The sequence below is a fragment of the Pantoea sp. CTOTU49201 genome (genome assembly GCF_032054795.1).
Classification (GTDB): domain Bacteria; phylum Pseudomonadota; class Gammaproteobacteria; order Enterobacterales; family Enterobacteriaceae; genus Pantoea; species Pantoea symbiotica.
The window spans coordinates 1-17,565 of record NZ_DAMBSA010000046.1; the positions used below are offsets into that span (position 1 = coordinate 1).

Annotated in this window: 14 protein-coding genes; 8 read left to right on the forward strand and 6 right to left on the reverse strand. The window is 58.7% G+C overall.

Features of this window, described 5'->3' with window-relative positions; all coding sequences use genetic code 11:
- The first annotated feature begins 455 nt into the window (after positions 1-455).
- The 3 genes from RTY00_RS05425 to RTY00_RS05435 all read left to right on the forward strand — a co-directional run bounded on the left by RTY00_RS05425 (position 456) and on the right by RTY00_RS05435 (position 1,599).
- Positions 456-803, forward strand: a complete 348-nt coding sequence (locus RTY00_RS05425) for a helix-turn-helix domain-containing protein (protein ID WP_008110158.1) — start codon at positions 456-458, stop codon at positions 801-803.
- Positions 804-889: 86 nt separating this feature from the next.
- Complete coding sequence (locus RTY00_RS05430) at positions 890-1,324, forward strand: ribonuclease domain-containing protein (RefSeq protein ID WP_154183372.1); 435 nt, start codon at positions 890-892, stop codon at positions 1,322-1,324.
- Between the two features lie 2 nt (positions 1,325-1,326).
- The gene (locus RTY00_RS05435) at positions 1,327-1,599 is read left to right on the forward strand and encodes a barstar family protein (protein ID WP_312663700.1); all 273 of its coding nucleotides are present in this window, start codon (positions 1,327-1,329) and stop codon (positions 1,597-1,599) included.
- 1 nt (position 1,600) lies between these two features.
- On the opposite strand, the gene RTY00_RS05440 is transcribed toward RTY00_RS05435, so the two are convergent.
- The 4 genes from RTY00_RS05440 to RTY00_RS05455 all read right to left on the reverse strand — a co-directional run bounded on the left by RTY00_RS05440 (position 1,601) and on the right by RTY00_RS05455 (position 9,617).
- Positions 1,601-3,973 carry a virulence factor SrfC family protein gene (locus tag RTY00_RS05440; protein WP_312663701.1) on the reverse strand — a complete coding sequence of 791 codons (2,373 nt, stop codon included), beginning with the start codon at positions 3,971-3,973 and terminating at the stop codon, positions 1,601-1,603.
- Positions 3,970-6,942 carry a virulence factor SrfB gene (locus tag RTY00_RS05445; protein WP_312663702.1) on the reverse strand — a complete coding sequence of 991 codons (2,973 nt, stop codon included), beginning with the start codon at positions 6,940-6,942 and terminating at the stop codon, positions 3,970-3,972. Before RTY00_RS05445 ends, RTY00_RS05440 begins: the two co-directional genes overlap by 4 nt.
- Positions 6,943-6,944: 2 nt before the next feature.
- The gene (locus RTY00_RS05450; protein ID WP_312663704.1) at positions 6,945-8,285 is read right to left on the reverse strand and encodes an SrfA family protein; all 1,341 of its coding nucleotides are present in this window, start codon (positions 8,283-8,285) and stop codon (positions 6,945-6,947) included.
- A gap of 153 nt (positions 8,286-8,438) precedes the next feature.
- Complete coding sequence (locus tag RTY00_RS05455; protein ID WP_312663705.1) at positions 8,439-9,617, reverse strand: benzoate/H(+) symporter BenE family transporter; 1,179 nt, start codon at positions 9,615-9,617, stop codon at positions 8,439-8,441.
- 96 nt (positions 9,618-9,713) lie between these two features.
- On the opposite strand from RTY00_RS05455, the gene RTY00_RS05460 reads away from it, so the two are divergent.
- The 3 genes from RTY00_RS05460 (at position 9,714) to RTY00_RS05470 (ending at position 11,377) form a co-directional block, all read left to right on the forward strand.
- Positions 9,714-10,259 (forward strand): helix-turn-helix domain-containing protein, encoded by a 546-nt coding sequence (locus RTY00_RS05460; RefSeq protein ID WP_312663706.1) that lies wholly within the window; start codon positions 9,714-9,716, stop codon positions 10,257-10,259.
- Between the two features lie 120 nt (positions 10,260-10,379).
- Complete coding sequence (locus RTY00_RS05465; RefSeq protein WP_312663707.1) at positions 10,380-10,805, forward strand: MarR family transcriptional regulator; 426 nt, start codon at positions 10,380-10,382, stop codon at positions 10,803-10,805.
- A 17-nt stretch (positions 10,806-10,822) separates the two neighbouring features.
- Positions 10,823-11,377 (forward strand): isochorismatase family protein, encoded by a 555-nt coding sequence (locus RTY00_RS05470; RefSeq protein ID WP_312663708.1) that lies wholly within the window; start codon positions 10,823-10,825, stop codon positions 11,375-11,377.
- A gap of 382 nt (positions 11,378-11,759) precedes the next feature.
- Here the strand turns inward: RTY00_RS05470 and pqqU are convergent, their stop codons facing one another.
- Complete coding sequence (gene pqqU, locus RTY00_RS05475; RefSeq protein ID WP_312663709.1) at positions 11,760-13,871, reverse strand: TonB-dependent receptor PqqU; 2,112 nt, start codon at positions 13,869-13,871, stop codon at positions 11,760-11,762.
- Between the two features lie 219 nt (positions 13,872-14,090).
- Here pqqU and RTY00_RS05480 point away from each other — a divergent pair, with 219 nt between their 5' ends.
- Both RTY00_RS05480 and RTY00_RS05485 read left to right on the forward strand, forming a co-directional pair.
- Positions 14,091-14,954, forward strand: coding sequence for an NAD(P)-dependent oxidoreductase (locus tag RTY00_RS05480; protein WP_312663710.1), 864 nt, complete (start codon positions 14,091-14,093; stop codon positions 14,952-14,954).
- A gap of 1 nt (position 14,955) precedes the next feature.
- A complete protein-coding gene (locus RTY00_RS05485) occupies positions 14,956-15,738 on the forward strand; it encodes a helix-turn-helix transcriptional regulator (RefSeq protein WP_312663711.1) in 783 nt (260 codons plus the stop codon).
- On the opposite strand, the gene leuA is transcribed toward RTY00_RS05485, so the two are convergent.
- On the reverse strand, positions 15,689-17,374 hold the full coding sequence (gene leuA, locus RTY00_RS05490) for a 2-isopropylmalate synthase (RefSeq protein WP_312663712.1): 1,686 nt from the start codon (positions 17,372-17,374) through the stop codon (positions 15,689-15,691). The two genes, RTY00_RS05485 and leuA, sit on opposite strands and share 50 nt — an antisense overlap.
- Positions 17,375-17,565: the final 191 nt, after the last annotated feature.

Genomic DNA, 17,565 nt, shown 5'->3' on the forward strand with positions numbered 1-17,565 from the left:
TTGGCTGACTTTCTGCTCTACCACCTGCGCGACACTTACTTCGGGCGGCGGCGGCGGGGCATTTTGCGCTACCCCGCGATCGCAACCGGCCAGCAGGCTTCCCAGCAACATCACTCCTGACAGGCTTACCGCCCATTGAATCCTATATGTTTGCAGATGCATTGTTGTTATTCCGCATTGGTGAAAAAGAAAGGAGACGTACGAAAAATCTGCAACTTTTATGATTGCATTAAAACGCCACGAGTGTAGGCTTGCTCAAACTGCATCTGCAAGAATATCTGATACACTTTATGTGCGGTTTTGATCATTGCGTTGCAGAAGGATCAAAGCCCCTACGCGCAGTGCGGCATTTAATGCAATAATAAAACTTGCATTAAATGGCATAGTCGTTCAACCTTAAAGTGTAATTGCAACTGATACTGATACTGTTCGCAACGGCGACCGGAGAAAACGAGATGATGACCACCGCATTTATTCACGATTTGATTGACTGGATTGACAACAATATTGAAACGCGTCTGGATCTGGATACCGTAGCGGGGCGCGCCGGTTATTCGAAATGGCACCTGCAACGTATGTTCAAAGAGCACACGGGTTTGCCTCTGGGCGAATACATTCGTGAGAAGAAGCTGAAGAAGTCAGCGGATCGCTTGACCACCAGCAATGAACCGATTCTTAACGTGGCGATTTCACTCGGTTTCGACTCGCAGCAGTCGTTTAACCGCAGCTTCAAACGCCAGTATGGCGTAGCACCGGGAGCATGGCGTCGTCACGCCGCGCCATCCGCCAGCGCGATGCAGTAAACCCCGCCAGGGCCAGCTTTGCTGGCCCGCGTTTTTCCCTGCCCTAAATCTGTTATTATCGTCGTCCTGTTTTTCAGGATGCCACCATGTCAAAAAAACTCTGGATTGCCTTAATTCTGGTCCTCGCCGCGCTGTGGCTCGGGCTAAAACCGCGTTTGTCCGATAAATGGTCCGCCAGCCATCCCGATATTTCACAACTCACCGATGCCAATACCGTGGCGCGTTGGGTGCAACAGCATCACAAATTACCCGATCTCTATCTCACCAAAAATGAAGCGCGTCGTCAGGGCTGGAATCCCAGCAAGGGCAACTTGTGTGAAGTGTTGCCGGGCCGCGCGATTGGTGGCGATCGCTTTAGCAACCGCGAAAGAAGGCTGCCGATGCAGGCGGGCAGGCAGTGGTATGAAGCGGACGTGAATTACGATTGCGGCCACCGCGATGCCGATCGTCTGCTTTACTCTTCCGATGGGCTGATTTTCCTCACCACCGATCACTATCGCAGCTTCAAACAGGTGCCTTAACCATGTTGACGCTCCATTTTGACTTTGAAGATTTAGCGGATCGCCAGGCGTTTTACCGCGCGCTGGTGCAGCAAAGTGCCTGCCCAGTGGATTTCGGTAACAATCTTGATGCGCTGTGGGATTGGCTGACCGGCGGCATGGCGCTGCCGGCGACCTTCTATTTAGCGCATGCCGATGACGCCAGCGGGAGTGCCGAATTCGCGCCGGTGCTGGCGTTACTGGAAGAGGCGCAGCAGCAGTTAGACGGCGAGCTGCGCCTGGTGCGTGGCGAGTAAATTACGCGTGCAGCGGTAATAGCAAAATCGCCAGCATCTGGCGGGCATTTGCGGGCAAATCGCCGCCGCCGGTATAGCCGTTGTTCTCAACGATCACCGAATTCAACCCCACCAGCCAGTCATAGATGTAGTAAGCGGTATGATTGGCGGGTGCGGCCGACAGACGCGTTAAGCGCTGTCCCGGCGAGAAGCTGACGCTCGGCGCAGGCGGACGGGCAAAAATCGTCTGACCGCGATTGACGCGGCTTTCAGGACGCTCGCTCTCCGGGCGCTGTAAAAAGCCCAGCCACGCGACAAAATCACCCAGCACCGTCATGGCACGAGAAACCTGGCGATCGGTACGCGCTTCGTGGGCGCTGGCCTGCGCATCCGGCTCATTCAGTGCGCTTTGCAGTTTGCTCAGCACTTTGAGACGGAAGCTGGCGGTAATCAACTCTTCCACCAGCATCTCCAGCGTCGGCTTATCGACGTTGAGCAGCGCCAGCAGGCTGCGGCTCTCCGGCAGTTGACGCAAATGCTCCAGCCACAGCGCAAACACCTGCTGCGGGAATTGCTGATCGCGCTGACCGCCCGAGCTGCGCGGCTCAGCGGCGGCCACCGGTTCATCTTTAAACAGATCAAACTCAAAGCCGATGCCAAAATAGCTCTGCTCAGCGGCTGCGGTTTTGGCGCTATGTTGAATAGCAGTGCTGCTGCTCTGGCTGAGCCACAGCTGACGCACCGCTTCACGCGACGGCTGCAAACGCTCCAGCAGTTCGCCGTGCAAACCGGTGCGATGTTGCAAACATTTCAGCAGCGTATCGGAGATCGCCTGCTTGCGTGCCGCCTGTTCTGGCGTGGCGCTGGATTCGGTCCACGGCTGCAAACGTTCCACCAGCTTCTGCTGCAGCGCGCCGAGCTGTAATGCCAGACGATCGCGGCGCGCTTCCGGCTGCATCTCATCCTGCAACCAGCTGCCCATACGATCGACGCCTGCGCGATCCAGCGCCAGCATCGATCCCCAACTCTGTCCAGGCTGACCAATCTGCCGTTGCACTGCTTCATCAACGTTAATCTGTTGTTGCTGATAGCGCGCGTCATGCGGCGTGATCGCCCAAATCAGACGCGGCTTTTCACCGCTGGCGGCGATGGTTTGATGCATGTGCCACTCGCGCAGCGCGCTGGCGGCGACATCGGTATCCTGACGCTGACTGGCGGCGGTACAGATCAGCATCAAATCAATGCCCTGACGCGCGGCGTACAGGCCCGGCAGCAGCGCACGTTTCTGTTCCAGCAGCGTGGCGCGCAGCGGATCGCGTTTGCGCAGCTGCGCCAGTTCATCCTGTTGGGCGCGATCGGCCGGCGTGCCCGGCGCGGGCAGCTCGAGCATATCCGCATCATCGTACAGCGCCTGACGCGGCGTGGAGCTGAGCGGCAAGGTGATCTCCAGCGTCAGCAGCGACAGCAATCCCAGCGGCACATGCTGCGCTTTCCCCACACGATTGGCGACGATCGGACACACTTCGATCATCTCCTGCCAGTCGGCATCGTTGCCAATCAGTTTTTCTGCTGGCAGCGCAGCATCGTCCACCAGCACGTTGAGTGGCGCTAACACGCGCGGCGCGTGGCGCAGCTGGTGACGCAAGTGCATCAGGCTGCGCAGGCTTTCGTTCAGCGCATTTTGGCCTGGCCACAGCAGGGCAAACAGCTGCACGCGATCGTCGACGTTGAGCCACGGCGCCAGCGCAATCGCCTGTGGCCAGAAGTGGCGATCGAGAATCTCGGCATGACGATGGTGCCGACGGCTCCACGCCCACAGCGTGATCAGCGCATCGCTGTCGAGGCCCGGCTGCGGTTCATCCTGGCGATGACGCTGCAAACGCTGCAAGGCGGCATCAATCTGAGCCGTGTCGGGCTGAAGCTCGGTTTTGGCGCAGGCCAGCATCAAACGAATCAGTTCCACTTCGCTCAGCAGCGTCATCTCCAGCGGCCAGGCGTTGGATTGGGTTTCGCGCTGGTGGCTGAAGCGGGTGGCGATGGCGAAATCGAGATTGCCGGGATTGATGTTCTGAAAATAATTCAGGGTTTTATCGCCAAGACGCGCGATCAACTGGCCTTGCGCATCGCCGACCATCTCACTCAGCAGCCAGGCTTTGCCCGCCTGCGACTGGCCAAACAGCGCCAGCGTCACCGGACGCGCCAGCTGGCGCGCCAATGCATGGCTCTCCACGCGCGCACGGCGCAGCTGCAGCGTCAGCGTTTCAGCTTCCATCGCCAGACGCGGCGCGTGCGCCTGATGGGTTTCCACCCAGTTCAGCGCGCCATCCAGCGTTTCCTGCATCAGGCTCAGACGTTTCGCGGGCGTAACCGGCGAGGCTTTTTTGGCAGTTCTCATCGTTTGCAGACGCTCCCGCTGTCGATCCAATATTGCGCATTCGCGTTGCCGGTGGCAGAAAGCGTGTTCAGTTTCAGACTCAGTTGCTCCAGCGGCACACGCGTGCCGTCATCCATACGCGCATCGCTCAGCACCAAACGCTCCGGGCCGAGATTATCCGGGCCCGGCTGCACCGCCAGCTTGATGCGCAGTACGCTTTCACCGGCAACCTGACGCGCCAGCGTCGGGTCGACAATGCTCAGGCTATACAGCGGCGATGCCGGCCAGCGATCGTTCTCCAACTGGCGGAAACCAAGGCAAACGTTGCCGCGAATGCGGAAGCTGCTTTTACGATCCAGCGCGAAACTGCTGCTGTCGAGGTCGATCTCGCTATAGCACAGATTGTCGTCGCTGAGCGCGGAGGTTTCATCCAGCACGCCGAGATAGCGAATGGTGGAGTAAGGTTCGAAATCACCGGCGCGGAACCAGAAGCTGCTGAGGCGCAGGTCGAGCGCCAGCAGGCACAGCATTGCGCCCACCGCGGCGGTGGATTTCGGGTTATCAATACGGCCTTGCTTGTTGAATGGATACCAGTCGCTGGTGTGATAGCCTTCCAGCGACAAAATACGGCTGCCCGGCAAGGGTTGCAGATGGCGCACCAGCGCCTGAATGCCGGGGAAGCGTGACGGACGACCGGTAAGCAGCAGCACATCGCACTGATACAACGACACCACTTCGCACATCGCGCGCAGCGCCGGAATAATCGCCATGCGATGTTGCAGGAATTCGCCGTGCAGCTGCGCCATGCTGACCACCAGCGGCACTTCAAGCAGATCGAAACGACTATCGCCGCCGAGCGTGCGCTGAATTTCACCGTTCACAAATGCCAGCACGCTGCTGGCCGGTTTTTGTGGCACCAGCTCGCCGAACAGCGCATTGATTTCGCTGTGGCTATCGAGCGGATCCCAGTTTTCGTACTGCTCCAGCACCGCCTGCGCCAGCGGAATGAACAGCTGCAGCGTCACTTGCTGACGCAGCGTGGCTTGACCGTCCATGCGGCTGTCGTGACCAAACAGCTTGTTCATCAGCGGTTCGGCAAGCTGCAAACCGGCTTTCTGCAAGCTCTGCTGCAACGCTGGCAGAATCCACAGCTGAATCACGTCCAGCAGAATATCGTCACCGGCGACTTTGAAGCCTTCGCGGAACAGTAAGCGCGGGGTGATTTTGACGTTGTTGCCCTGGCCGTCATCGAGGCGATATTGGGTAATGGCTAAATCGGTGGTGCCGCCGCCGATATCAATCGAGGCGATGCGCAGGCTTTTACCCGGCAGCTCATCGACTTCACGCGGACGATCCGGGCGCGCCATGCTGCTGAAGAAATCTTCTGCGCGACCGGCAAAGTTGACCTGAGTTTCGTTGAACAGCCACACCATTTGACCGCAGGTGGCTTCATCCCACTCCATCTGCACATCCGGCACCGGACGCAGGCTGTTTGCCTGGCTGGCGGCAGTAAATTCCTCTTCAGCCGGATGCCAGCCTTCGGCTTTCCACACCAGCGCGATGGCTTCCTGCATGCGACGACGGAAAATCTCACGCTCCGGCTTTGGCATCGCCGACGGCAGCGTCAGAATCACATGACGCAGCTGACGCGGCGCCTGGCTTTGCGGCATACGCTGGCGCTGCGCCACGCTGTTCATCTGCATCATCGCCTGCGCCAGCAGTTCGCACAGCATAAAGGTCATCAGCGAACTGCGGCTGTAGCTGGCGGAGAACACCGGCAGACGATCGTCTTCCGCCAGCGCGTGCAGCGGCTGGCCTTCGTCATTGATCAGTAAAGTGAACGGCAGCGCGGTGGCCTGCGGCTCATCACTGCTGCTGTTGGCGTTGAAGCGCCAGCCTGGCTGATAGCGCGCTTCATCCCACAAATAGCGGCGCGGACTGGACAAACCGGTGCTGCCTTCGGTGCCAGCACGCAGCAGCGCCAGACGGCTGGCTTCACGGCCTACGCGCGTCAGCGACGGCCACATAAAGGCATTTTCACGGCCGCTCTCCAGCGAGAAGTTAGCCTTGCCGAAACGGGTTTCCGCAAACTCCAGACGGCTGTCGAACAGCTCGTTGTAAACCTGATGCGGCTCGGAGAGGTCGCGCAGCTGCAGCTCGTAGGTTTGACGCAGGCCGCTGCTCTCTTCGGCGTGATCTTCCACCAGAATGCCGCAGGTGTGCGAGTTGCCGACGTCGAGAATGATATCGACGTTAACCGCCGGTGTTTGCAGCGACGTCGCCTGAATATAGATTTCCGCCAGATCGAGCTGTTCGCCCAGCAGTTCCAGCAGGTTAAGATAGTGCGCCTGATATTCGAACTCACGCAGCGCCTGATTCAGCTCCTGCTCGCGACGCGACTCCAGCGCATGCACCTGCTGGCTAAAGGTTTCACGCAGCCAGCCATCGACCCACGTATGGTCGAGGAATTCGCCCAGCTCGTAGTTGTGCCAGGCAAGGGCGAAACTGACGCCGTTCTGTGCATCGGCTTTGCTTAAACCGTGCTGCTCGCCGCCATCTTGCTCTGACACAATACGCGTATCAAAGGCGAGGGTGATGCGATGGGTGTTGCCTGCCGCATCGGGTTGCGCCAGCGGCGCCAGATGCAGACGCGCCCAGTTATCCGGGCCGCCGATAAAACGACGTCCGCTGGTGCAGCGCAGCACCGGCAGCGGCAGCCATTGATGAGCCAGCAGCTTCAGCGAATCGGCCAGCGCGATATCCGTTTCCGGACGCACCACTTCCGCCGCGCCGCCATCTTCCGGATAGAGCAGGAACTTGCCGCTGTTGCCGTCGACGTTGAGGCGCAGCAGCGGGCCGTTGGCGGTTTGACGCACGAACTGGCGGCGGGCCTGCAACGCAGGCAAACGCAAACCGAAATCAAGAAACTGCACACCGCTATCTTCAATCAGCGTGATTTTCTGTTTGTCATCGATGAGGGGAGCCAACATGTTTACTTACTCTCACGCTTAATCGTCAACGGGAAGACCTGATCTGCGCCGTATTGCGCAGTACAGCTGGCGATGCCATCACCGGCTTTACACACCAGTTCCGGCATGCGGTAACGCGATTTGTCGCTGCAGGTCGCAGTATAGCGGCTGCGCACTTCCATGCTGCCGGCGCTGGTCATCGCGGCGGTGACATCGGCTTTGCAGCGGATGTTGTCGCCCTGGGTAATAGTGGCGGTGCCTTTGCCGTTGCGGATCTGATAGCGCAGGCTTGGCGGTTTGCCGGTCGGTAGATTGGTTTGACGTAACGTCACACGCCAGGTGCCATTGATAAATTTCACCGAGCCAATGCGCGCATCTTCGGTGGTCATCACCAAATCATCCGCTTTGGCTGGTTCGGTGTGTTCAGCGACCACCTCAGGCGGGGCGACAGGCGCAGTAACCGGCGCTGGGGCGGCAATGACGGTGGCGGCGGTTTGTGGCAGCGTGGCGGCGAGTTTTTCCGCATTAACCATCACGGCTGGCGGCTTACTCACCGGCACAGGGATATCGGCAACGCTAATCGCAGCCGGTTGCGGTGCGCTGTGCAGCCAGAAGGCGACGCCCGCAGCGACCACTGCCGCAACCGGCAACAGCAGCATCAGCGGACGCACGGCAAAGGCGCGACGTGGTGGCGCGACAGGTGCCGGTTGAGGCGCAGGCTCAGGAATGACTTCGGCTTCTGGTTCTTCGACTTCAGGTTCCGGCTCGATCAGCGGTTCGGCAGCAGCAGGTGGCACGTCGATCAACGGCGCAATTACTGGCGCGACCACCAGCGGAGCGGGTGCTGGCGGTTCCGGCAGCAGCGGCGGCAGTTCATCTTCCAGCGAATCACGCAGGCAAGCCAGCGCGTCATCACGCGAACGCGCCTGCGGATCAACAAAGCCCCAAAAGGTGATCACCGGTTTGCCATCCACCAGATAAACGTACTGCTGATCCGGGAACTGCAGGGTTTTGCTCAGCAACGCGCCAAACAAGCGCATCGCCGGATTCTCCGCGTCGCGCGCGCGCAGGCTCAGCGCCTGTAAATCTTGCTGGTTCAGCGTCAGCAGTTCCAGCGCCTGACGGCGCTCGTGATCGCTGGCACCCAGCCAGGATTTTACTTTGCCATTGAACGGGGCGTACCAATCGAGGCGGTCACCGCGCTCGTTGACCTGCGGAATCGCGAGGCAATTGGCCAGCGTGGTTTGGCGGCGCAGGCGCAGGGTTTCACGGATTTGCAGCGCGGACGTCCAGACCGGCTGGCCGTTTTCACCCAGTGCCAGTACCGTGTCCAGATTGCCGCTGCGCAGAAAAGTTTTTGCCACTCGTTGGGCCCTTATCGGTGGTTGTCTGAGGCAGAACAGTGTGTGTTTTTGGCGATGATAGTGATCTTAAGCCAAATGCTGCGAAATCAAACGGCTGATAAAGGGGGAAAAACAGGGCGTTTTTCCCGGGTGCGAGGTTAAGTTGTTGAAATTTTAAGCGCGGCGTCGTGGGGAAAGAATCAAATAGGTCAGCATGCCGCCGAGCAAGCCCCAAAAGGCGGAGCCGATGCCCAACAGCGAAATGCCGCTGGCGGTGATCAGGAATGCCACGATGGCGCTATCGCGCTGATCCGGCTCGGCTAAGGCGCGCTGCAAACTGCCGGACAACGTAGCCAGCAGCGCCAAACCGGCCAGCGTGGCGATCAATACCGGCGGCAAGGCGCTCAGCATGATGGCGATCAATCCGCCGGTAAAGCCGGTCAGCAGATAGAACACGCCCGCCAATGCCGAGGCCATCCAGCGGCGCGCCGGATTCGGATCGACATCGTCGCCCATACAGATGGCGGCGGTAATCGCGGCGATACACACCGAAAATCCGCCAAACGGCGACAGCACTAAGGCGATAAATCCGGTCCAGCCGGTTAGCGCAGATACCGGCGGCTGATAACCGTGTGCCTGCAAGGTGGCGATGCCCGGCGCGTTTTGCGACGCCATGGTGACGAGGAAATAGGGCAAACCCACGCCAATCAGCGCCGACAGAGTAAACTGCGGCATGATGAATTCGGGACGACTGATCGCCAGCGCATGCGGCGGAAAGTGGATCGATTGCTGGCCGAGCGCCACCAGCACGCCGGCGATCAACGCCAGAATAATCGCGTAGCGCGGCAGCCAGCGACGGCTCAACAGCCACACCAGACACATGCTGCCGCACAGCGCGAAATTACTCTGCAAACCGCTAAAGGTGCCGATGCCAAACTTCAGCAGAATCCCGGCCAGCATCGCTGCCGCCAGCGACTGCGGAATGTGATTCATCAAACGAGCGAACAGGCCAGTGACCCCGCACAACACAATCAGCAGGTTGGTGGCGACAAACACGCCCACCACTTCATTCAGCGACAAACCCTGCACGCTGGTGGCGAGCAGTGCCGCGCCAGGCGTTGACCAGGCGGCGAGGATTGGCATGCGCGTCCACAGCGATAAGCCGAATGAGGCCAATCCCATGCCGACACCGAGCATCGATAGCCAGCCGCCAATCTGCTCCGGCGACGCGCCCGCCGCCTGCGCCGCCTGAAAAATCAGCGCCGCCGTGCTGCTGTAGCCCACCAGCACGGCGATAAATCCAGAAATCAGCATCGGGAAAGAGAAAGCACTGCGCGTGGTGGCGGTCGTCATCAGGTCACATCCGGTTGTGCGTTATAGCGCACATAGTGGCATGGAGCGTTATAGCGCACAAGTGTTACACTGCGCGCGAGCTTTTCGGGAGAACACATGGAAAATTTGCATCAACATTTGAGTCTGGCGCTGAAACAGCTGCGTCAGGCCAACGGCTGGAGCCTGACGCTGGCAGCGGATCGCACCGGCGTGAGCAAAGCGATGCTCGGCCAGATCGAGCGCGGCGAATCGAGCCCCACGGTAGCGACGCTGTGGAAAATCGCCACCGGCTTTAACGTGCCGTTTTCCTTCTTTGTGCAGGGCAGCGATCAAGCGCCGGGCAGCGTGGCGACCTTCAGCCAGCCCAACGCGCAGATGCAGGTTAAGCCGCTGCTGCCGTACGATGCCAAACTGCGTTTTGATCTGCTGGAAGTGACGTTAGCGGGTGGCGCGCAGAGCGATTCATCGGCGCATGAAAGTGGAGTGATTGAGCAGGTGGTGGTGCTGGAGGGCGAACTGCTGTTGGGTGTGGCAGGCACATGGCGCCGCTTGCTTGCGGGCGAAGCCAGCCAGTTTGCCGCCGATACGCCGCACAGCTATCGCAATCCCCTCAGCACGCCGCTACGTTTCCACAGTTTGATCCATTATCTGCAGCGCCCGTAGGGTCGCCATTCATGGCGACCAACTCACAACACAGCACAATTACAAATTGATACGAAGGTAAACTACCCAGTTTGCCTTCGTATTTATATACTCGCGGCTCATCAGTAAGGAGAAGGTGCCATGAGCGACCTTAACAGCGCGGCGGCGCTACTGCGCAGCATCAATGGCAAACTGGCGCGTCGCCTGCGTGAATCGGCGCCGCCGGGCGATCTCACCTGGCCGCAGGTATCGGTACTCGGTTATCTGGTGCGCGATGGTGCTATGACGGTAACGGAATTGGCTACGCTGGAAGGTGTGCGCACGCAGTCGATGGGCGCTACCGTGGCCAGCTTGCAGACGCTGGGTTTGGTGCAGGGCACCGCCGATCCGCTGGATGGCCGCAAAACCCGCTATCAACCCACCGATGCTTGTCTGAAACTGATCGCCGCCAACCGCGCACAACGTGATGACTGGCTGCTCAACAGCATCGCGACGCAGTTGAATGCGCAGGAACAACAAACGCTGCTGGCCGCGATTCCCTTACTGCAACGACTTGCTGACCAATAATCCTGAGAGGACTCAACATGGCTTTAACTACCCTTGACGACAACACCGCGCTGATTGTGATTGACCTGCAGAACGGCATCGTTGCGCTGCCTGTCGCCCCGTTAGAGGCGCATGAAGTGATTGAGCGCTCAGCGCGTCTGGCCGATGCTTTCCGTGGGCAAAAGCGCCCGGTGGTGCTGGTGAACGTTGCGGGCGGCGCACCTGGCCGTAATGAGCAGCCGAAACACGGTGGCGATCTGCCCGCCGATTGGGCCACGTTGGTGCCGGATCTGGCGCAGCAGCGCGGTGATATCGGCATCACCAAAAAAACCTGGGGCGCATTCCACAACACCGATCTGCATGAGCAGCTGCAGCAGCGCGGCATCACGCAAGTGGTTATTTGCGGTATCGCCACCAGCATCGGTGTGGAATCCACGGCGCGCCAGGCGTATGAACTGGGTTACAACGTCACGTTGGCAACCGACGCCATGACCTGCCTGAATGCCGAAACGCACAAAAACAGCATCGAGCGCATCTTCCCGCGCCTGGGCGAAACCGGCACAACCGATGATGTGCTGGCGTTGTTGAAGTAAAAGATAACTACCATTCGACGGGGCGAGAGATGATGTTCAGCCTGACAGGTTCAAAGTCGATTTCAGATGTATAAGTATCTGAAATTCGATGATGTATCAGAGTGAAGGAGCGCTTTACTGCTTTCACTTTATGATTAGGTACTGGACGTTTCGCTGAGATTTTCTTTTTAGTCATGTTCTTTCTCACATTGAAAAAGAAAATAAAAATAGCGAATTAGCAGCGTCTTCCCTAAGTAAAAACAGTAAAGGCCCTGCAATTCAGACAGGTCTTGCATGCTGCTTTTTAGCTGAGGGTGAATCGGTCGCCATTAATGGCGACCCTACGGTAATTGGCGAGGCTTTCGTAGGGTGCGCATTTATGCGCACCGGCATTCAAGATTATTTACTGAAACGCATAACTCACCGTCAGACCCACGCTGTAATTGCGGCCCGGTGCCGGTTCGTAATAGCGGCCGTTGCTTTCATTGACGATCACCGAACCGATGTAGTTGCGGTCAAACAGGTTATCGACGCGGCCAAACAGATCCAGCGTCCAGTTCTGCACCAGCCACTTATAACCGCTGTTTACGCCGACCACGGTGTAAGACGGCGCTTTCACATCGTTCTCATCATCCGCCGCGATATCGCTTAGGTAGCGCACATCGGTTCCCGCATACCAGCCTTGATCGGGCGCGTAAGCCAGCCCGGCGTAGGCCATGTTGCGGGCAATGCCGGGAATGCGGTTGCCGTCGCAGCTTTCGGTGCCGCAGGCGTTGGAGCGATAGCGGGCATCCAGCAAGGTCCATGCGGCTTTGAAGCGCCAGCTCTCGCCAAACTGCTGGTCGAGGCCGAGTTCCAATCCACGGCGGCGGGTTTCACCGGCGTTTTTGTAGCTGGTGCGGCCTTCAAAGCTGCTGTCGGAAACGATCTCGTTTTTGGTATCGGTCTGGAATATCGCCGCGGTTAACAGGCCATTGCCGATGCGTTTTTTACTGCCCAGTTCAACCGTTTCGCTGGTGGCAGGTTGCAGGTTGAGATTCAGCCCGGCCTGATCGGCGGCGCGATAAGACAACTCATTCAGCGTCGGCGTTTCGAAGCCGCGACCAGCAGAAACGTAGGCGTTCCAGCTGTTATCAATGGCGTAATTCAGCGCAGCGGCAGGCAGCCAGCGATGGTAGCGACGATTGCCGCTATCATCCGGATCGGTTGAGGTGACGTAATAGTCATTGGAGTCGAAATTCACCGTACTGAAGCGCACACCGGCATCCAGCGACAGTTTATCAGTCAGCTGCCACGCGGTTTGCAGATAAGGATCGAGGTTCCACATCAGGTTGCGTTCGTTACGACGCATCTCGCCCTGTACGCCCAATTCGTCGCCGCTAAAGTTCTGATAACCTTTGCGCTTCTCGGTCATGGTTTCATAATCGAGGCCGCCGGTGAAGGTCACCGGAATGGTGAACAGCGCGTCGCGGTGCGTCCAGCGGGTATCGATGCCCTGATAATGACGAGACAAAGAGATCACGCCGCCGGGATAACCTGGGCGCAACTGGGTGGCTTTAGGAATCGATTGATACTGCGTGGTTTCACGTTCACCGGCGTACATCATCACGCTCAAGTCGTCGTTTTCACTCATCTGGCGCTGATAGTGCAGGCCCGCCTGGGTTTGATCGACGGTTTTACGCGCGTCGTACAAAGTCACGTTGCTGGCGACCTGGCGCGGATTATCTTTCCACTGTTCGGTGGTCAAACCGCCCGGATCCTGCGCATCAACGTGCACGCTGTTGAACAGCAGCGTCAGGGTGCTGACATCATCAATGCGCACGCCGAGTTTGGCGTTGCCGAGGTTCTTCTGCGCCGAGCTGTGATCGCGGAAGCCGTGCGTGGTAAAGCGTGAGGCGGAAACCGTGTAATTAACGTCGCCGGTTTGCGTACCGTCACCGGTCGCGCCGCTGGCTTTAACGCTGTTGCGCCAGCTACCGTAACTGCCGTACCAGCTGCTGGCTTCGAGCGTGGTGGGTTGCTGACCGGTTTCGGTTTCAACGTTAATCACGCCGCCCGACGAGTTGCCATATAGCGCCGAGAACGGGCCGCGCAGCACGTCGATGTGATCGATTGAGCCAATATCGATGTTAGAGGTTTGTCCCTGGCCGTCGGGCATGGTCGCTGGAATGCCGTCAACGTACATACGAATGCCGCGCAGGCCGAAGGTGGAACGCGAACCAAAACCGCGCACCGAAATCTGCAAATCCTGGGCATAGTTTTGACGGTTTTGTATCTGCAAACCCGGCACGCTGCTGAGGTTTTCTGACAAATTTACGCGCGGTGCCGCATGGCGCATATCTTCGCCGGAAACCACGCTGACTGCGGCTGGCGTATCAAGTTCAGAAAGTCCGGATGCGGACGGCGCAGCGCTCACCACCATGGTGTTATTGGCAGTGTTCGCTGCCAGCGCTGAGACCGGCAACATCGCAGGCAGCATCAGCAACGAAGCCTGTCGCAGTAAAGCTATTTTCATTATGAAAGACCGTAAAAAGGGCGTGGAATGTACCGAATGGAACATTAATGGCGCGTATGTTAATCGTTTTATCATTTGTTTGAAAAGCGTTAATAGTATGACGGATTATTAATAATTGCGGTGTTGAAAATGTTTTTTCATCGCATCTCTGGCCTGGCTGCGTCAGGGAAATTCTGTCAGTCTGGCGGTTTTGTCTGAAAGCACAAAAGAGAGGGAATGATGAGTCAACAATCTGTGGTTGCGGTACTGGGATTGGGCGCGATGGGCCATGCGTTTGCCGCTAACCTGTTGAAAAAAGGCTTCACGGTACGCGGCTGGAATCGTACACGCGCCAAAGGCGAAGATCTGCTCGATGCTGGCATCTCGCTGGCCGATAGCGCCGCGCAAGCGGTAGAAGGTGCGGATGTGGTGATCGCCATGCTGTCCGACGGCGGTACCACGCGTCAGACGCTGAACGATGCCAGCTCCGCGCTTAAACAGGGCGCGACCATTTGTCAGATGGGCACCATCGGCGTGGAAGCCACCGATCAATTGATTGCTGAATTTAAAAGCGCGCGTCCGGACGTGGTGTTTATCGATGCACCGGTTTCCGGCACCAAAGCGCCGGCAGAAAATGCACAAATTCTGGTAATGGCCAGCGGCGATCAGAGCAAAGCGCAGGCCGCCGAGCAGGTGTTTGCGGCAATCGGTAAAGGCACGCAGTGGCTGGGCGAGGCGGGCGCTAGCTCACGCATGAAGCTGGTGGTGAATAGCTGGTTGATTGGCCTGATGCAAAGCCTGGCAGAAAGTACCCGTCTGGCAGAAGAGTTTGGTTTCAGCACCGACGATCTTTGGAAAGTGCTGGATGGCGGTCCGCTGGCGGCACCTTACGCCAAAATGAAACTCGGCATGATCGCCAGCGGCGATTTCACGCCGCAGATGCATCTGGTGTGGGCGTTGAAAGACGCCAAACTGGCGCTGGATGCGGCAGGCGACAGCAAACTGCCAGCGCTGGAAAACATCGTGGATGTCTGGCAGCAAGCGGTGGACGCCGGTTACGGCGAGCAGGATCTGGCGGCGGTTTATCAATATCTGAAACGCTAACATGAGTGCGCGGCTCAACTTCGACTTCGCCCATCGCCCGCTGGTGCCTTATGCGCATGATTATGCGCATGGTGACGCGGAGCCGTGGCATCACCACGATTGCGCGCAGCTGATCCACACGCTGAGCGGCGTGGTGAAAGTTGAAACGCAGCACGGCAGCTGGATTGTTCCGCCGAGTCGCGGCGTCTGGCTGCCGGCGGGAACGCGTCACGCGCTGCACATCGTTGGCGTTGTAGCCGCGCGTACGCTGTTTGTTGATCCGCTGGCGCGCGCCGATCTGCCCGCCAGTTGTCAGGTGGTGCAGATTTCGCCGCTGTTACGCGAGTTGATTGTCAGCGCGCTGGCGCTGCCGGATCAGTACGTTTCCGGCAGCCGCGCCGAGCGGATTTACGAGTTGATCCTCGATGAGATCCGCGTGATGGATGTGCTGCCGTTTGGCCTGCCGCTGCCGGAGAGCGAGCGGCTGCTGAGTTTGTGTCAGCAGATTCAGCAAGCACCCGGCGAAAACTGGACGCTGGCCCGCGCGGCTACGCAACTCTGCGTGGCGGAACGCACGCTGGCGCGCCATTTCAGCCGCGAAACCGGTTTGCAGTTTAGCGACTGGGTGCGCCGCGCGCGATTGAGCGTGGCGTTAACTCGCTTAGCGCAGGGCGAAAGCGTGCTGACGGTGGCGCTTGATCTCGGTTACGACAGCCCGAGCGCCTTCAGTGCGATGTTTCGTCGCGTGCTCGGTGTTACGCCAGCGAACTACTTTGCTGCGGCAGAAAAGCGTGCGCTGCGTTGAGCAGCGCCTGCAATGAAGCGCGCGCCACATCGTTATCAATGCCCACGCCCCACGCGCGTTCACCGCGTGCGTTAATGCAGCTGATGTACGTCACCGAACGACTATCACTGCGTTTGCCCAGCGTGTGTTCGTGATAATCCTCAATGGTGATGCTTACATCATAGCGCTGACGCAGCGCGGTGACGGCAGCAGAGAGCAAGCCGTTACCTTTGCCTTCAAGCGTCACCGGCTGCGCGCCCTGTTGCAGTCGCGCTTTGAAACGCGTTTCGCCTTTATCATCGCTGTGACTTTCCGCTTCCAGCAAACGACGCGCCGGCTGGGTTAAGCCGTAATGCTGACAAAACAGCTGCCACAGCGCGTGGTGCGTCATCTCCTGACCGTGCTGGTCGGTTTGCTGCTGCACCAGACGGCTGAAATCCTGCTGTAAACCGCGCGGCAGTTGCAGGCCGTGATTCTGCTCCAGCAGCCACGCAGCGCCACCTTTGCCGGATTGACTGTTAACACGGATCACCGCTTCGTAACTGCAGCCGATATCCAGCGGATCGAGCGGCAGATACGGCATCTGCCACAGGGTTTCTTGACGCTCAGCGCGTTCGGCAAAGCCTTTGCGAATCGCATCCTGATGTGAACCGGAGAAGGCGGTAAACACCAGCTCACCGGCATACGGATGGCGCGGATGAACCGGCAACTGGTTGCAGCGCGTCACCACTTCCAGCACCTGCTGGATATCGCTGAAATCGAGTTGCGGCGCCACGCCTTGGGTGTAGAGATTGAGCGCCAGCGTGACGATATCGACGTTGCCGGTGCGTTCGCCGTTGCCGAACAAACAGCCTTCGACTCGATCGGCACCCGCCAGCAGCGCCAGCTCGGCGCAGGCGATGCCGGTACCGCGATCGTTATGCGGATGCACGCTGATCGACACCTGCGATCGCTGGCTGAAGTGGCGACAGAAATACTCAATCTGATCGGCATAGACGTTCGGCGTATTCACTTCGACGGTGGCGGGCAGGTTGATGATCATCGGACGCGCCGGGCCCGGCTGCCAAATCGCCGCAACCGCTTCGCAAATTTCCAGCGCAAACTGCGGCTCGGTAAAACAGAAGGTTTCAGGCGAATACTCGAAGGTCCACGCGGTGTCCTGTTGCGTTTCGCAGCGGGCGCGAATTTGCCGCGCACCGGCGCAGGCCAGTTCAATAATTTCGCCTTTGCTCTGGCGGAACACGCGCTCGCGGAACAGCGGCGCGGTGGCGTTGTAGAGGTGAATAATGGCGTTCGGTGCGCCACGCAGCGCCTCAAAGGTACGATCGATCAGGTCGCTGCGCGCCTGGGTCAGCACCTGAATCGCCACATCGTCTGGAATGAGGTTCTGCTCAATCAGCAAACGGACAAAATCAAAATCGGTCTGCGATGCCGCCGGAAAGGCCACCTCAATCTCCTTGAAGCCACAGCGCAGCAGAAGTTGCCAGAACTCCAGCTTGCGCGCGCTGTCCATCGGCGTTGCCAGCGCCTGATTGCCATCGCGTAAGTCGGTAGAGAGCCAGCGCGGTGCCTGTGTCAGCTGGCGCGAGGGCCACTGACGATCGGGTAAGTCGATGACCGGAAACGGGCGGTATTTTGCAGCGGGTTGCGTGAGCATAACGATCTCCTTGTGATGTGGTATTCAGTCTCGCCCAGCAGCACGCGGCGCGGCTCGCGCATTGCTGACAACCACACGCGCAAAAGTGACAATTGCGCGGTCATGCCGTCGGTCGCCCGTCGTAGCGGCGCCATTTATGGCGTAATGCTCGTCAGTTAAGCGTCTTTCGGTCACCATAAATGGCGACCCTA

What these genes read in the sequence shown, in the direction of transcription:
- RTY00_RS05445 (WP_312663702.1), bottom strand. Translation starts at nt 6,942, where the DNA reads ATGTTGGCTCCCCTCATCGATGACAAACAGAAAATCACGCTGATTGAA.
- leuA (WP_312663712.1), bottom strand. Translation starts at nt 17,374, where the DNA reads ATGCTCACGCAACCCGCTGCAAAATACCGCCCGTTTCCGGTCATCGAC.
- RTY00_RS05460 (WP_312663706.1), top strand. Translation starts at nt 9,714, where the DNA reads ATGGAAAATTTGCATCAACATTTGAGTCTGGCGCTGAAACAGCTGCGT.
- RTY00_RS05465 (WP_312663707.1), top strand. Translation starts at nt 10,380, where the DNA reads ATGAGCGACCTTAACAGCGCGGCGGCGCTACTGCGCAGCATCAATGGC.
- RTY00_RS05470 (WP_312663708.1), top strand. Translation starts at nt 10,823, where the DNA reads ATGGCTTTAACTACCCTTGACGACAACACCGCGCTGATTGTGATTGAC.
- pqqU (WP_312663709.1), bottom strand. Translation starts at nt 13,871, where the DNA reads ATGAAAATAGCTTTACTGCGACAGGCTTCGTTGCTGATGCTGCCTGCG.
- RTY00_RS05480 (WP_312663710.1), top strand. Translation starts at nt 14,091, where the DNA reads ATGAGTCAACAATCTGTGGTTGCGGTACTGGGATTGGGCGCGATGGGC.
- RTY00_RS05455 (WP_312663705.1), bottom strand. Translation starts at nt 9,617, where the DNA reads ATGACGACCGCCACCACGCGCAGTGCTTTCTCTTTCCCGATGCTGATT.
- RTY00_RS05425 (WP_008110158.1), top strand. Translation starts at nt 456, where the DNA reads ATGATGACCACCGCATTTATTCACGATTTGATTGACTGGATTGACAAC.
- RTY00_RS05440 (WP_312663701.1), bottom strand. Translation starts at nt 3,973, where the DNA reads ATGAGAACTGCCAAAAAAGCCTCGCCGGTTACGCCCGCGAAACGTCTG.
- RTY00_RS05435 (WP_312663700.1), top strand. Translation starts at nt 1,327, where the DNA reads ATGTTGACGCTCCATTTTGACTTTGAAGATTTAGCGGATCGCCAGGCG.
- RTY00_RS05485 (WP_312663711.1), top strand. Translation starts at nt 14,956, where the DNA reads ATGAGTGCGCGGCTCAACTTCGACTTCGCCCATCGCCCGCTGGTGCCT.
- RTY00_RS05430 (WP_154183372.1), top strand. Translation starts at nt 890, where the DNA reads ATGTCAAAAAAACTCTGGATTGCCTTAATTCTGGTCCTCGCCGCGCTG.